The organism is Sphingomonas guangdongensis (assembly GCF_900199185.1).
Taxonomy (GTDB): Bacteria; Pseudomonadota; Alphaproteobacteria; order Sphingomonadales; family Sphingomonadaceae; genus Sphingomonas; species Sphingomonas guangdongensis.
In genome coordinates this window covers 497,864-512,553 of the sequence record NZ_OBMI01000002.1, presented here as the reverse complement: position 1 = coordinate 512,553, position 14,690 = coordinate 497,864, and the positions used below count along the sequence as shown (strand labels likewise).

The following is a 14,690-nucleotide window of genomic DNA, read 5'->3' as shown; positions in this document are numbered from 1 at the left end:
GCCAACCAGCCCTATCTTGCGGGAGTGTCCGCCGCCGTGACGATCAGCCTGTTCGAGCTCAATCCCGCGATGGATCGCGCGGCGATCGCCGCGCGGTTCGCAGCTGACCGGCGGGTCCAGATCCGCGACGTTCTCACCCCAGATGCCGCCACGGCGCTGCACGAGGTGCTCACCCGCACGCGGTGGGGCCTCGGCTGGCGCGCTGGCGAGGACGGGCCGCACGGCATCGAGGCCGCGGCGCTGCAGCGCCTGCCCGCGGCGGAGCACAACCGCATCGGCCAGGCGATCTTCGCGACGATGCGCGGCGGCGACTACGCCTTCTCCTACGCGCGCTACCCGATCCTCGACGCCTATCTCGGCAAGTGGGATCCGGACGGGCCTTATGACATCCTGCTCGAGCATCTGAACGCGCCACCGTTCCTTGATCTCATCCGCTTCGTCACGGGTATGCCGGAGCTGTGCAAGGCGGACGCGCAGGCGACGCTGTTCGCCGCCAACCAGTTCCTGCCGCTCCACATCGACGCGCAATCGGCGGAAGGGTGGCGGGTGGCGTACGTGCTCAGCCTGTGCCGCGAGGACTGGCGACCGGACTGGGGCGGCTACCTCCAGTTCTTCGACGCGGACGGCGACGTGATCGCCGGCTACCGCCCTCGTTTCAATGCGCTGAGCCTGTTCGCCGTCCCGGCACCGCATGCCGTCAGCTACGTGCCGCCGTTCGCGCCGGTCGGGCGCTACTCGATCACCGGCTGGTTTCGCGACCGATGAACGCCGCGGCGCTCCGCCAGCAGGCGCTTGCCCGTGCCGCCGCCGGCGACCAGGCGGGCGCCACCGCGCTGTTCGCACGAGGGCTGGAGGCCCACCCCCGCGACGCCGCCTTCGCGAACAGCGCCGGCAGCTTCCACGCCGGTCAGGGCCGGCCGGCGGAGGCGCTCGCGTTGTTTGACCGGGCGCTGGCGATTGCCCCCGACCTCCACGAGGCGGCCGTCAATCGCGCGATCATGCTCCAGCGGCTCGGCCGCACGCGCGAGGCACTGGCGGACCTGCGCGCGCGGGAACGGTCGCTTGCCGCCGTCCCGCGCTACTGGACGACCCGCGCGAGTGCCGAGCGGGCGCTGGGCGACGTCGCCGCGGCGGCGACGAGTTACGATCGGGCGATCGCCCGCGAGCCAGCCAACCCCAAGGCGCTGGCCGGTCGTGCTCAGATGGCGATCGAGCGCGGCGAGGCGGACGCGGTCGCCGCCCATCAGCGCGCGCTGGCGCAGGCGCCCGGCGACCCGCACCTCCTCCTCGGCTTCGCTCACGCGCTCCACGCCGCCGGTGCACTCGACGACGCGCTCTATGTCTCGGGCATGCTGGTGCAGCAGTACCGGACCTGGCCGCCGGGCATGGAGCTGCATGCCGAGCTGCGCCGGGCGGCCGGCGATCAGGAGCGGTTCACCGACCATTACGTCGGCGCCGACACGGTCGAGCTTCACCTCAGCTGGGCAGCGATGCTCGCGGGGGTGGATCGGCAGGTCGAGGCCGCAGCGGTACTCGCCGCGGCGCAGCAGCGCTTTCCGACCAACCCGAACCTGATCCTGGCGGAGGCGGTCGCCGCCGGCGAGGCCGGCGACGACGCCCGTGCCGCCGCGCTGTTCCGCGACCATGCCGCGCCCACGCCCGCGTGGCAGGTGGCGGAGGCTCGCCAGCGCTTGCGGACCGGCGATCCCGCCGCGGCGGAGGCGCTGCTCGCCGCGGCGTTGCGGGCAAAGCCCGACGACGTCGTCGCCTGGAGCCTGCGCGACCTCTCGTGGCGCCTGCTCGGCGACGCCCGCCACCACTGGTTGCATGGCCAGGACAGGCTGGTGCAGGTGCTCCGCCTGGAGCTGTCGACGGCGGAGCTGGACGCCGCCCGCGCGATGCTCGACCGGCTGCACGATCGTTCGCCGGTGCCGATCGGCCAGTCGGTCCGGCACGGCAGCCAGACTCGCGGCGCCCTGTTCCTCCGCGCGGAACCGGCGATCAGCCGGGTTGCCGAAGCGATCCGCGCCGCGATTGAGCGCTATCGGGAGGGCTTGCCGCCGGCCGACGCCGCGCATCCGCTGCTGCGGCATCGCGACACGCCGCTCGCCGTTGTCGGCAGCTGGTCGATCCGGCTCGACGGCGCGGGCCATCACGCCGCGCACGTCCACCCGCAGGGCGTGCTGTCGTCCGCCGCCTACCTCGCGGTACCCGAACAGGTGACCGAAGCCGACCAGCCCGGCTGGCTGGAACTCGGCCGCCCGCCCGTCACGCTCCTCGACTTGCCGCCGCTTCGCACGATCGAGCCGAAGGTCGGCGAACTCGCGCTGTTCCCGAGCACGCTGTTCCACGGCACCCGCCCGATCAGCGCGGGACGCCGGATGACCGTCGCCTTCGACGCCGCTCCGCGCTCCTGACACGAAAAGGGCGGCGGATCCGAAGATCCGCCGCCCCGATCAGGTCAGACTTGCAATCGTCAGAAGCGCAGGCGCGCCGAGACGAAGAAGTCGCGGCCGAGCACGTCAAAGAAGCTCGGGAAGGTATTCGCCTGCTCCGACCCGCCAAGCACCGGCGGCTTGGCGTCGAGCAGATTGTTGACGCCGATGTTGAAGGTCAGCTGGTCGCTGGCATCGAACGTCGCGGTCAGATCGAAGTAGTTGTACGCCTGGAGGAACGGCCGCGAGATCGCCGCCGGGTTGGTGCCGATCCGGGTCTGTACGCCGTTCACGAGACCGTAGGTGTTATCGATTCGGGTGTCCTGCGTCTTGCCGTTGAAGCGCCAGCGGAAGGAGAGCTGAGCGGGTCCGGCGGCATAGGTTAGGCGCGTGGTGTGGCGGTACTTCGGCAGGCCGAAGGTGCCCTCGGCAATGGTGGTCTGCACCGGGATCGCGTCGATGGCGCGGCTCCGGAACTTGTCCAGCCAGGTGCCGAGGTAGGAGAAGGCGAGCCGTCCACCAAAGAGATCGACATTATAATCGACCTGCATGTCGATGCCGCTGGTCTTGGTCGTGCCAAGGTTCGACGCACCGAGCAGCGGGTTCTGACCGCCCTGGCCGACGCCCAGCGCGCCTTGCGAACTGCGTGCACCCTGGAAGTAGGAGCAGTAGACGCTGTTGAGGTCCTGGGTGACGTTGTAGCAGAGGTCCAGCGCCGTCCCGAGTGCGATCGTCCCGATCGTGTCGCGCACCTCGATATTGAAATAGTCGACCGTTACGTTCAGCCGCGGGATGAAGGTCGGCTGGATCACCGCACCGACCGTGTAGGTGTCCGACACCTCCTCCTGCACGTTCGGGTTCCCGCCCGAGTCGCTCTGGATCTGCGTGTTCGGCTGAACCGCGCGGGTGAACACCAGGTTGGCCGGAACACCGTTTGCGACGCAGAGCGCACGCAGCGCGGCCGTCTGCGTCGCCGCCGGACCGCGATCCGAGCAGGGGTCATTGGCCGCAGGGAAGCCGGTTGCCCGGCCGCCGAACAGGTTCTCGACGTTCGGGGCGCGAACGGCGCGGGCGTACTGGCCGCGGAAGCGGATGTCGCGGATCGGCGCGAAGTCGGCGCCGGCCGTGTAGGTCCAGTTGCCGCCGACTGCCTGCAGCGAATAGTCCGAATAGCGCGCCGCGCCGTTCAACTCGAGCTGATAGATGAAGCCATCGCGGACCACGGGGACGCGAAGCTCGCCGAACACTTCCTTCACGTCATAGCCGCCCTGAGTCGGCTGGCCGGCGTTGAAGCCGAGCACGTCGCCCGAGGCAAGGAAGGTGTCGGGCGTGTAGCGCGCGAACACGTCGCGATATTCGCCACCGAACGCGAACCCGACGTCGTCAGCGCCCATGCCGAGATTGAACAGCGAGCCCGAAATCGAGCCAACGATGTTCTTGAGCGACGATTCCTGCAGGTTGGTCGAGTTGACGGAAACGTAGCGAACCGCCGCCGGGTCGGCGAGACCGCTGCCGAAGACGTTGATCGGAACGCAGCCGGCCGTCCGGGCCGCGGCATCGCGGCACTGGAGCTGGGTCGTGCTGCCCGGGACAAACTCGACATTCAGCGCATTGCGATACCGGCTGCTGGAGATGTTGCCGGTCTGACGCTGCGTGTTGTTGGTGCGCGAGTAGGAGTAGAACAGGTCGTAGTTCAGATTGTCGACGATTGTGCCGCGCACGCCGCCGAGGATGCGGAAGGCGGAGCGCTCCTGATCCGCGTTGCGCGGACCGGCCGACAGGAAGCGGTACGACACGGTGCTCAGCGCATAGCCGTCGTTGCGGGTGGCAGCGGCCTCGGCCGCATCCTGCGCCGTCAGTAACGCGCGGGTCTGCGCGTTGAAGAACGGGCTGTTGATGAAGAGCGGCACGTTGGCGAGGCCGGTCGGCGTCGCGGCGAGCTCCTGCGGCACCGTGTTGTTGACGTAACTGAGCTCGGTGTAGAACTCGACGCCCGGCGTGATCTCGTAGCTGCCGTAGCCACCGAACAGGTAGCGCTCCTGCGGCAGTTGGAGGTAGTTGGCCGGCGCGAAATTGTAGAGATCGCCCGGATCCTGAAAGACGCGGCTGCCGCCGCCGGACGGATTGAAGATGTAGGTGGTTGCAACGCCGCCCGCATTCGGCGCCACGAAGGTACCGATCGGGCCGGTCGCGGACCCCTGCGGCACGAACCCGAGTTGGCCGCCACGTGCGAGGCAGGTACCGACGGCGATTCCGGACGGGAAAGGCTGTCCGATCGAGGTTTCGCCATTGGTGCTGCCCGGTACGATGCAGCCTTCGCCAGCGGCCGACGCGGAGAAGGACCGCGCGCTCTGGAAGATCGGCTTGCGCTCCGTATAGTTGGCGAACAGCGTCACGTTGCCGCGGTTGTCGTCGAACGACGAGCCGATCGCCACGTCGAACGAGTAGCGCGCGCCGTCGCCCCGCTCCGTCAGCGAGTAGTTGGCACCCATCTCGATGCCGCGCAGGTTGTTGCGCAGCTTGAAGTTGACCACGCCGGCGACCGCGTCCGTGCCGTAGACGGCCGAGGCGCCGCCGGTCACGACCTCCACGCCCTCCAGCAGGAACTGCGGGATGGTGTTGGTGTCGACAACCTGAGTGGTATCGAAGAACATCCAGCGGCGGCCGTTGACAAGCACCAGCGTGCGGGTGGTGCCGAGGTTGCGGAGGTTCAGCGTTACCGCACCGTTGCCGGGGTTATTGGAGAAGCCGGTGAGACCCGGGAGCACCTGCGGCAGCGTGTTGATCACCTGCTCGACGTTGATCGCACCAGACAGTGCGAACTCCTCGGCGGCGACCACCGCGACCGGGCTGGTCGACTGCAGGTCGGTGCGTTGGATACGCGAACCGGTGACCACGATCTCTCCGTCACCCGGCGCCTGGCTCTGATCAATGGTGCCGGCCTCCGGCGTCGCGATGCTCTGCGCCAGCGCCGGGCTAGCCAGCGCCGAACCGGTGATCAGCAGAGTAGAGGCGAGCAGGTGCCTCCGAAAGGTCGACTTCATCGATGTTTTCCCCTGTTCCGACCGCGCCCTCGCACGGCAAGTTCACGTGAGGTTCACCCCTCACCTTCCGACGCCATGCTCTCTTTCATTGCGGAAACGCGCAATGCTACAATCGCGAGACATCGTGTTTTAAGGCGATTGTGTTGCATCGCGGCAACAATTTCGTGAAACCAGCAATCAATCAGACATCTAGTCTGAACGAAACAATAGCTTAGCAAGCAAGGGATCTGATGTGTTGAGCAAGCTATCCAACGTCTTCACCATGACCATCGTGCTGGCTGCGCCGCCCGCCATTGCTGCGCCGCAGCAGGACGCGCCGGCAACGGCCCTGATCGACTCGCTGGCTGCCTGTCTGGAAATCGGCGACGACGCCCGGCGGCTCGCCTGCACAGACGCGGCGGCGCGCAAGCTGGTGGACGCGTCGCGCCGCCGCGAGGTCGTGGTGGTCGACAAGGCGGAGGTGACCCGCACCAAGCGGTCGCTGTTCGGCTTCTCGCTGCCGCGAATCGGCCTGTTCGGCAGCAACACGCCGGCCGGCGCCGACAAGGAAGAGATCGACGAGCTGGAGGCGCCGATCACGCGGGTCGTCGGGCTCGGCTCCGGCCGCTACGGCATTACGATCGAAGGCGGCGCGCGCTGGAATACGACGGAGCCGTGGGTCCGCGGCGTGACCCCGACCGCCGGCGCGAGCCTCAAGATCAAGCGCGCGGCGCTCGGCAGCTATTTCGTCAAGATCGGCAGCGGCCGCGCGGTCCGCGCGATGCGGATCGGCTAGGCGTTCAGCACCGCGAGGATCGTGCCGGCGAGCGCAGGGGCGCAGATCAGCAGGTCGGGCAGATAGGTGTCCGCACGATTGTAGACGAGCGGGCTGCCGTCGAGCCGCGAGACGTGGAGCCCGGCCGCGAGCGCGACCGCGGCCGGCGCGCAATTGTCCCACACATATTGCCCGCCCGAGTGGACATAGGCGTCGGCCTCCCCCAGCACGACCGCCATCGCCTTCGCGCCCGCCGAGCCCATCGGGACCAGCACGCCGCCGATCGCGTCCGCGACCTTGACCGCCTCGGCCGGCGGGCGGCTGCGGCTGACCACCACGCGCGGCGGGATGTTGGCGGCACTCGGCGCGCGGCACTGGTCGGTGCAGATCGCCAGACCGCGGGCGGGCAGCGCGACTGCGCCGACCACCGGCGCACCGTCGATGCTGAGGCCGATGTGGACCGCCCAGTCGCTGCGTCCTTGGCAGAACTCTTGGGTGCCATCGAGCGGGTCGACCACCCACAGCCGGCGCGCAGCGCAGCGCGCGGGATCGTCGGCCGCCTCCTCCGACAGCACGAAGTCGTCCGGCCGCTCGGCGCGCAGCCGATCGAGGATGAAGCGGTTGGCACGCGCGTCCCCTGCGTCGCCCAGCGCCTTGCCGAGCGTGCCCGCGGCCTGGATGCCGAGCAGCAGCTCGCCCGCCTCCGCCGCGATCTGGCGGGCGAGGGCCGCATCCGCGCTCACAGCGTCCAGCTCCACACGCCGAGCAGCGTCTCGACGATTAGCTCGGCGGCTTCCTCTGGCGTGGTCCGGGTCGTGTCGATGTGGACGTCCGGGTTGAGCGGCGGCTCGTAGGGGCTGGAGATGCCGGTGAAGTCCCTGATCTCGCCGGCGCGGGCGCGGGCGTAGAGGCCCTTCACGTCGCGCGCCTCCGCCACCGCGAGCGGCGTGTCGACGAAGATCTCCAGGAACTCGCCCTCCGGCATCATCCGCCGCACCATGTCACGTTCGGCGCGGAACGGCGAAATGAAGGCGCTGAGCACGATCAGCCCGGCGTCCGTCATCAGCCGCGCGACCTCCCCCACCCGGCGGATGTTCTCGATCCGGTCGGCGTCGGAGAAGCCGAGGTCGCGGTTGAGGCCGTGGCGGATGTTGTCGCCGTCGAGCATGAAGCTGTGCTTGCCGAGCGCGTGGAGCCGTTTCTCGACCAGGTTGGCGATCGTCGACTTGCCCGATCCCGACAGGCCGGTGAACCACAGCAGCCGGGGCGCCTGGCCCTTCTGCGCGGCGTGCGCCTCGCGCGTGATCTCGATCGCCTGCCAGTGGATGTTCGCCGCGCGGCGCAGGGCCCAGTCGATCAGCCCGGCGGCAACCGTCGCGTTTGTCGCCTTGTCGATCAGGATGAAGCCGCCGAGGTCTCGGTTGTCGCTGTAGGGCGCGTAGGGAATCGCTCGATCGGTGTGGACGTGCGCCACCCCGATGTCATTCAGGCCAAGCGTCTTGACCGACAGCTCGGCGAGCGTGTTGACGTCAACCGCGTGCTCGGGCGGGCGGACGGTGGCGGTCACGGTGGTCGCCCCCGACTTCAGCCAGTAGCCGCGGCCGGGCAGCAGCGGTGCCTCGTCCAGCCAGACCAGCGTCGCGGCGAACTGGTCCGCGACCTGCGGCGCCGCGTCGGCGGCAGCGATCACGTCCCCGCGCGAGCAGTCGACCTCGTCCGAAAGCGTCAGCGTGACCGATTGGCCGGCCCGCGCTTCGCTGAGGTCGCCGCCCATCGCGACGATCCGCGCGACGCTGCTGGTGCGGCCCGACGGCACGATCCGCACCGGATCGCCCGGGCGCACGGTGCCGCTCGACACCAGCCCCGCGAATCCGCGGAAGTCCAGGTCGGGGCGATTGACCCACTGCACCGGCATCGCGAAATCGCCGGCGGCGGCGACGTCGCTCTCCACCTCCACCGTTTCGAGGTGGTCGAGCAGCGTCGGCCCCCCGTACCAGGGCGTGGCGGCCGATCGGCGCGCGATATTGTCGCCGCCGAGCCCGGAGATCGGGACGGCGAGCGGCGGCGCCATGCCGATCGAGGTCGCGAAGGCGCTGAAATCGGTCACGATCGCGTCAAAGGCGGCCTGATCCCAGCCGATCAGGTCCAGCTTGTTGACCGCCAGCACGGTGTGACGGATGCCGAGCAGGTGCGCGAGATAGCCGTGGCGCCGGGTCTGCGTCAGCACGCCCTTGCGCGCATCCACCAGGACGATCGCGAGGTCGGCGGTCGACGCGCCCGTCACCATGTTGCGGGTGTACTGCTCATGCCCGGGCGTGTCGGCGACGATGAACTTGCGCCGCTCCGTCGCGAAGAAGCGGTAGGCGACGTCGATGGTGATGCCCTGCTCGCGCTCGGCGGCAAGCCCATCGACCAGCAGCGCGAAGTCGATCCCCTGCCCCTGCGTGCCGACGCGGCGCGAATCCGCCTCCAGGCTGGCGAGCTGATCGTCGAAGATCGCGCGCGCGTCGTAGAGCAGCCGCCCGATCAGCGTCGACTTGCCGTCGTCGACGGAGCCGCAGGTCAGGAAGCGCAGCAGCGTTTTCTGCTCATGCTGGTGGAGGTAGGTGTCGATGTCCGCCGCGATCAGCGCGTCGGGGCTGTACGCGGTCATCAGAAATACCCCTCCTGCTTCTTCTGCTCCATGCCCGCACCCGCGTCCTTGTCGATCGCGCGGCCCTGGCGCTCCGACGTGGTGGTGAGCAGCATCTCCTGGATGACCTCCGGCAGCGTCGCCGCCCGGCTCTCGACCGCCCCGGTCAGCGGGTAGCAGCCGAGCGTGCGGAAGCGGATGGTGCGCTCGACCGGGGTCTCCCCGGGCACCAGACGAAAGCGGTCGTCGTCGACCATCAGGATCAGTCCGTCGCGCTCCACCGTCGGCCGGGGTGCGGCGAAGTAGAGCGGCACGATTTCGAACCCCTCGCGTAGGATGTACTGCCAGATGTCGAGCTCGGTCCAGTTGGACAGCGGAAACACGCGGATGCTCTCGCCCTTGGCCTTCCGCGCATTGTACAACCGCCACAGCTCCGGCCGCTGCGCCTTCGGGTCCCAGCGGTGCGTCGCCGATCGAAAGGAGAAGATGCGCTCCTTGGCGCGGCTCTTCTCCTCGTCGCGGCGCGCGCCGCCGAACGCCGCATCGAAGCGGTGGAGGTCGAGCGCCTGCTTCAACCCTTCCGTCTTCCACAGATCGGTGTGCCGGCTGCCATGATCGAAGGGGTTGATCCCCTGGGCCTCGGCTTCCGGGTTGCGGTGGACGATCAGCTCCATACCGGCGGCGGCGGCGGCGCGATCGCGCAACTGGTACATCGCCTGGAACTTCCAGGTCGTGTCGACGTGAAGCAGCGGGAACGGCGGCGGCGCGGGATAGAAGGCCTTGCGCGCCACGTGCAGCATGACCGCGGAGTCCTTGCCGACCGAGTAGAGCATCACCGGCCGCTCCGCCTCCGCGACCACCTCGCGCATGATGTGGATCGCTTCGGCTTCGAGCGCGTCGAGGTGGTTCAGGCGGGACATGGTGGGGTCTATCTAGGCGGTCGTGTCCCGACTGCTGCAAACAATTGCTTGGGGTTCCGCTAGGTTGGATCGAGCAGGGCGCGGCCCATATCGCGGCGATGCTCCGCTCGTTCCTAGCAGCCCTGCCGCTGCTCGCCACCGCCTGCGGCTCGCCCGCGCAGGCACCGCAAGCGGTCGCCAGCCCGCTCGCCCCCACCCGCGGGCTCGATCCGGCGCGCACTGCGCAGATGATCGCCGACGCCGCGCGGCTGCCGCGGCTGCGCTCGCTGGTCGTGCTGCGCGACGGCGAGGAGCTGGTCGCGCGCACCTTCAACGGCGGGCCGGGGCTGGACACGCCGGTCAACATCAAGTCGGCGTCCAAGTCGGTGCTCTCCGCACTGGTCGGCATCGCGATTGAGCGCGGCGTCCTGCAGGGCGTGAACCAGCCGGTGCTCTCCGTCCTGCGCTCGGACGCACCCGCCGACCCCGACCCGCGGCTTGCACGCCTGACGGTCGGCAACCTGCTGTCGATGCAGGCGGGGCTGGAGCGCACCTCGGGCGAGAACTACGGCCGCTGGGTGTCGAGCCCGAATTGGGTTCGCTTCGCCCTGTCCCGCCCCTTCGTGGATCAGCCGGGCGGCGCGATGCTCTACTCGACCGGCAACACCCACCTGCTCTCCGCCATGCTGACCCGCGCGTCGGGACAGAGCACGCATGCGCTCGCGCAGGAGTGGCTGGCCGAGCCGCTCGGCCTCCGGATCCCGCCGTGGCCGCGCGACGCACAGGGCATCTACTTCGGCGGCAACGACATGCGGATGAGCCCCCGCGCGCTCGCCCGCTTCGGCGAGCTCTACCGCCTGAACGGCGGCGTGAACGGCCGCCGCGTGTTGCCCGCGGAATGGATCAAGGAGAGCTGGACCCCGCGCGCGACCTCGCCGTGGAGCGGCGGGCAGTACGGCTACGGCTGGTTCGTCGGCGACGCGCGCGGCCACCCGGTGCGCTTCGCCTGGGGCTATGGCGGGCAGATGGTCTACGTCCTGCCCGGCCTTAGGCTGACCGTCGTCATGACCTCCGACGCCACCGCAGCGCGCGACGGCGGCCATATCGACGCGCTCCACCGGCTGGTCGCGGACGGGATCGTCCCCGCGGCGGTAGCGGGTATTTAGGGATAGTTCGTTGGAGACCGCCAATTGAAGGCGAAAGAGTTGTTAATAGTTCCACGATCGCGCCTTCTAACACTCACGCATGTCAACTCTCTCGATCAGCTAACCTATGTGTGTAGTGTCATAGTATGAGTAGTATATCGTGCCGCCATGATGGTCAGCACTCCATTCTGCGCCCTTATTATACCATACGAGAAGATCGTATCGGCGGCGTTATAAATATCATGATCGAAGGAATTTTTATTTGCCATCGTTGGATCGGCTGTTAACACCTGAAAAGGTGGTGGTTGATCGCTGACGAACAGAGGGGCGCCAAATTCGGGTTCTCATCGACGCGCTCAACTTGCTGCCGCATTCAATCGAGGGCCAGGCCCGGATCCAGCAGGCGAACGGGACAATTTACCGGCCGGGTGATCGCGTGGCGCTTGAGGTTTCATCCAGCGTCAAGATGCAGATGCGCCGCGTCTTCTCGCAGGGGAATACGCTCAACTTCTTCCTGTCTCGCGACGCCGCAAAGATGTGGCTCGACGCCGACCCGGGTTAGCTCACGCCAGGCGGACGACCGCCGAAATCGCGGCGAAACGACGAATTCGCTCCACTACGTCGAGCAGGCGCCCCTTTCCAGAGGGAAACGCGGCAAGCGCTCGGCTCAGACACTCGGCTCTCTACCCGCAGCAGAGCGCCCGCCTCACTCCACGGTCACCGACTTCGCCAGGTTGCGCGGCTGGTCGACGTCCTGCCCAATTTGGCGCTGACGGTGATCATGACCTTCAACGCCACCGCCGCGCGCGACGGCCGGCATACCGACGCACTTCACCGACTTGTGGCGGACGGGATCGTGCCCGCGGCAGAAGCGGGGGCGTAGGCGCTAGTCGGCGGATGTCTGCTTGTGGTGGAAAGCGAACGTTCGCTTATTCCATCATGTAAATAGCCAAGATGACCAACGTCGCTCCGACAACTGCGCAGCCCCACCATGGAATGGCTGATCCGAAGCGCTCGCCGTATGGATCGCGCTCGTTCCAGAACGCTTCGGCCGCAGCCACTAGCGTAGGCAGATCAGCATCGCCCGGCATCGTTTCTCCGACTTGCGCCAGCGAGCGCCGGAGCAGCTCTTTGAGGCTTTCTGGATCATGCGGCTCCAACGTCGGTTCTATGACGACAATCTTGTCGTCGGCCGTGATCGAGAAAGTCTCACCCTCCGGACCAAACGCGCGGCCGTACACGCCATCTCGAACATCCACTGCTTCGAGCGCACGTTCAGCGATGCCGATGGACGGGAAAACGAGCAGCGGCTCATCGGCCTCAATGAAGAGGGCGCTCACGCCGGCAGCATGTCAGCGAAGCAGCATGTCCGCAATTGGGCGAGAGCGGACGTTCGCCGCTGCGCCGCTCATATATCCGGTTCTGGTGGTTAGTTGCCATTCGCAGGGTCGTCTTAATCGTCCCCGCGCATCAATGCATCGACGTCTTCAGGCCGCATTCGCCTTAGCTTTTCATCCAGCTTACGATCAAACCCGCGGTCATTAGGCTCCCGACCCTTTTGAGCCTTTCGACCAATCTGCCGCAGATAAACCGCGGTTTCGGCAGCTAGACGTTTTTTCTTCTCCCGTGTCTCCATGGCGTGAAGCTATCAGGACGGCGAAGGTCCGCAATTGGGCGAAAGCGAATGTTCCACTCACCACCGCCACCCCGGCCTCGTGCCTGGGTCATCTTGGCCGCTGGGAACGCCCAATTCTTCTGAATGTGCGCTTGCCGCTCGGTGTACTCCGGAGTGAGTTCGGGATGACGGGCGTGGAGCGGACACTCCCCTCCCTGCAATGGACAGTTGGGGGTGGGGGTGGATGGAGGCCTGGACTTAGCTGTCCAAGAACGCCGACGTAGCCGTACCGCCTACATCGACCCACCCCCGCCCCTCCCTTGCAGGGAGGGGGAGTAGGCTCACTCCACCGTGACCGACTTCGCCAGATTGCGCGGCTGGTCGACGTCCGTGCCCTTCGCGACCGCGACATGGTAGGCGAGCAGCTGCACCGGCACCGCGTAGACCAGCGGGGCGATCAGCGGGTGAACCTCCGGCATCTCGATCGTCGCGATGGTGTTCTCGCCGGCCTGGGCAATGCCGGCCGCGTCGGAGATCAGGACCACCTGCGCGCCGCGGGCCTGGGCCTCCTGCATGTTCGACACCGTCTTGTCGAACAGCGGGCCCGACGGCGCGAGGACGATCAGCGGCACCGCCTCGTCGATCAGCGCAATGGGGCCGTGCTTCATCTCGCCCGACGCATAGCCCTCGGCATGGATGTAGCTGATCTCCTTCAGCTTCAGCGCGCCTTCCAGGGCCATCGGATACTCGGGCCCGCGCCCCAGGTAGAGCACGTCGCGCGCGCCCGCGATCGTGCCGGCCATGCCCGCGATCGCCTCGTCATAGGCGAGCGCGGCGGAGATCGTCTCGGGCGCGGCGATCAGCGCGCGGACGACAGCCCTTTCCTGCTCGGCATCGAGCCGGCCCTTGGCGCGCGCCAGGTTGACCGACAGCGCCGCCATCACCGCCAGCTGACAGGTGAACGCCTTGGTGGAGGCGACCCCGATCTCCGGCCCGGCGTGGGTGGAGAGCAGCAGGTCGACCTCGCGCGCCATCGAGCTGGTCGGCACGTTGATGATGCCGGCGGTGGTGACGCCGCTCTCCTTCATGTGGCGGAGTGCGGCAAGCGTGTCGGCGGTCTCCCCCGACTGCGACACGACGACGCCCAAAGTGCCCGGCGGCAGCACGGGGTCGCGGTAGCGGAACTCGGACGCGACATCGACCTCGACCGGCAGGCGCGCGAACCGCTCGATCCAGTATTTGCCGATCATCCCGACGTAGCTCGCCGTGCCACAGGCGACGATCACCACCCGCTCGACGGCGGCGAGATCGAACGCCATGTCGGGCAGCGCCACCATCTGCTCGACCGGGCGGATGTACGAGCGCAGGGTCTGTGCGACCACCACCGGCTGCTCGTAGATCTCCTTCAGCATGAAGTGGCGGTGGTTGCCCTTGTCGATCATCGCGGGTGACACGCCCGAGGGCACGATCGCGCGGGTGACCGGCCGGTTGTCGCGATCGTAGACCTGGATATGCTCGCGGGTCAGCACCGCCCAGTCGCCCTCGTCGAGGTAGGCGATCCGCTGCGTGAGGCCGGCGAGCGCGTGCGCGTCCGAGCCGAGATAGTTCTCCCCCTCGCCGTAGCCGACCGTCAGCGGCGCGCCGAGCCGCGCGGCGATCAGCAGGTCGTCGTGGCCCGCGAACATCGCAGCGAGCGCAAAGGCACCGTGGAGGCGCGGCAACACCGCGGCGACCGCCTTCTGGGGCGACGCGCCGCGCTCCAGCTCGCGGCTGATCAGGTGGGCGACCACCTCCGTATCGGTCTGCGAGCTGAAGCTGCGGCCCTCGCCGAGCAGCTCGTCGCGGAGCGGCTTGAAGTTCTCGATGATGCCGTTGTGGACCACCGTCACCTCGCCGACGATGTGCGGGTGAGCATTGTCCTCCGTCGGCGCGCCGTGCGTCGCCCAGCGCGTGTGCGCGATCCCGATCGTGCCCGGCAGCGGATCGGCGGCGAGCCGCGCGGCGAGGTTGGCGAGCTTGCCCTCCGCACGCCGCCGCTCGATCGCACCGCCGACCAGCGTGGCGATCCCGGCCGAATCATAGCCGCGGTACTCGAGCCGCTTCAGCCCCTCGAACAGCCGCGGCGCCACGTCCTCGGCGCCGACGATCCCGACGATCCCGCACATG

The 14,690-nt window shown here is 68.1% G+C and carries 11 protein-coding genes; 5 read left to right on the top strand and 6 right to left on the bottom strand.

Annotation, left to right across the window (positions count from 1 at the left end; all coding sequences use genetic code 11):
- Positions 1-24 precede the first annotated feature (24 nt).
- Together CRO12_RS09625 and CRO12_RS09620 are read left to right on the top strand one after the other, a co-directional pair.
- On the top strand, positions 25-765 hold the full coding sequence (locus CRO12_RS09625) for a 2OG-Fe(II) oxygenase (protein ID WP_245858364.1): 741 nt from the start codon (positions 25-27) through the stop codon (positions 763-765).
- A complete protein-coding gene (locus CRO12_RS09620) occupies positions 762-2,417 on the top strand; it encodes a putative 2OG-Fe(II) oxygenase (protein ID WP_097063827.1) in 1,656 nt (551 codons plus the stop codon). The genes CRO12_RS09625 and CRO12_RS09620 overlap by 4 nt, the downstream gene beginning before the upstream one ends.
- Before the next feature lie 59 nt (positions 2,418-2,476).
- Here CRO12_RS09620 and CRO12_RS09615 read toward each other — a convergent pair whose 3' ends face one another.
- Positions 2,477-5,479 carry a TonB-dependent receptor domain-containing protein gene (locus tag CRO12_RS09615; RefSeq protein WP_097063826.1) on the bottom strand — a complete coding sequence of 1,001 codons (3,003 nt, stop codon included), beginning with the start codon at positions 5,477-5,479 and terminating at the stop codon, positions 2,477-2,479.
- A 235-nt stretch (positions 5,480-5,714) separates the two neighbouring features.
- Between CRO12_RS09615 and CRO12_RS09610 the strand changes: the two genes are divergently transcribed.
- Positions 5,715-6,254, top strand: coding sequence for a hypothetical protein (locus CRO12_RS09610; protein ID WP_144033588.1), 540 nt, complete (start codon positions 5,715-5,717; stop codon positions 6,252-6,254).
- Here CRO12_RS09610 and CRO12_RS09605 read toward each other — a convergent pair.
- Genes CRO12_RS09605 through cysD form a run of 3 tightly spaced genes read right to left on the bottom strand, consistent with a single transcriptional unit; the run spans position 6,251 to position 9,785 of the window.
- Positions 6,251-6,985 (bottom strand): 3'(2'),5'-bisphosphate nucleotidase CysQ, encoded by a 735-nt coding sequence (locus tag CRO12_RS09605; RefSeq protein ID WP_245858441.1) that lies wholly within the window; start codon positions 6,983-6,985, stop codon positions 6,251-6,253. The genes CRO12_RS09610 and CRO12_RS09605 overlap by 4 nt on opposite strands.
- Complete coding sequence (gene cysN, locus CRO12_RS09600) at positions 6,973-8,886, bottom strand: sulfate adenylyltransferase subunit CysN (protein ID WP_097063823.1); 1,914 nt, start codon at positions 8,884-8,886, stop codon at positions 6,973-6,975. Before cysN ends, CRO12_RS09605 begins: the two co-directional genes overlap by 13 nt.
- Positions 8,886-9,785 (bottom strand): sulfate adenylyltransferase subunit CysD, encoded by a 900-nt coding sequence (gene cysD / locus CRO12_RS09595; protein WP_097063822.1) that lies wholly within the window; start codon positions 9,783-9,785, stop codon positions 8,886-8,888. The genes cysN and cysD overlap by 1 nt, the downstream gene beginning before the upstream one ends.
- Positions 9,786-9,883: 98 nt before the next feature.
- Here cysD and CRO12_RS09590 point away from each other — a divergent pair, with 98 nt between their 5' ends.
- Complete coding sequence (locus tag CRO12_RS09590; protein ID WP_097063821.1) at positions 9,884-10,930, top strand: serine hydrolase domain-containing protein; 1,047 nt, start codon at positions 9,884-9,886, stop codon at positions 10,928-10,930.
- A gap of 340 nt (positions 10,931-11,270) precedes the next feature.
- Positions 11,271-11,471 (top strand): hypothetical protein, encoded by a 201-nt coding sequence (locus CRO12_RS09585; protein ID WP_097063820.1) that lies wholly within the window; start codon positions 11,271-11,273, stop codon positions 11,469-11,471.
- 367 nt (positions 11,472-11,838) lie between these two features.
- Here CRO12_RS09585 and CRO12_RS09580 read toward each other — a convergent pair whose 3' ends face one another.
- Both CRO12_RS09580 and glmS read right to left on the bottom strand, forming a co-directional pair.
- Entirely contained in the window at positions 11,839-12,249 is a 411-nt protein-coding gene (locus tag CRO12_RS09580) for a hypothetical protein (protein ID WP_097063819.1), read from the bottom strand.
- 616 nt (positions 12,250-12,865) lie between these two features.
- Positions 12,866-14,689 (bottom strand): glutamine--fructose-6-phosphate transaminase (isomerizing), encoded by a 1,824-nt coding sequence (gene glmS, locus CRO12_RS09575; protein WP_097063818.1) that lies wholly within the window; start codon positions 14,687-14,689, stop codon positions 12,866-12,868.
- Position 14,690 lies beyond the last annotated feature (1 nt).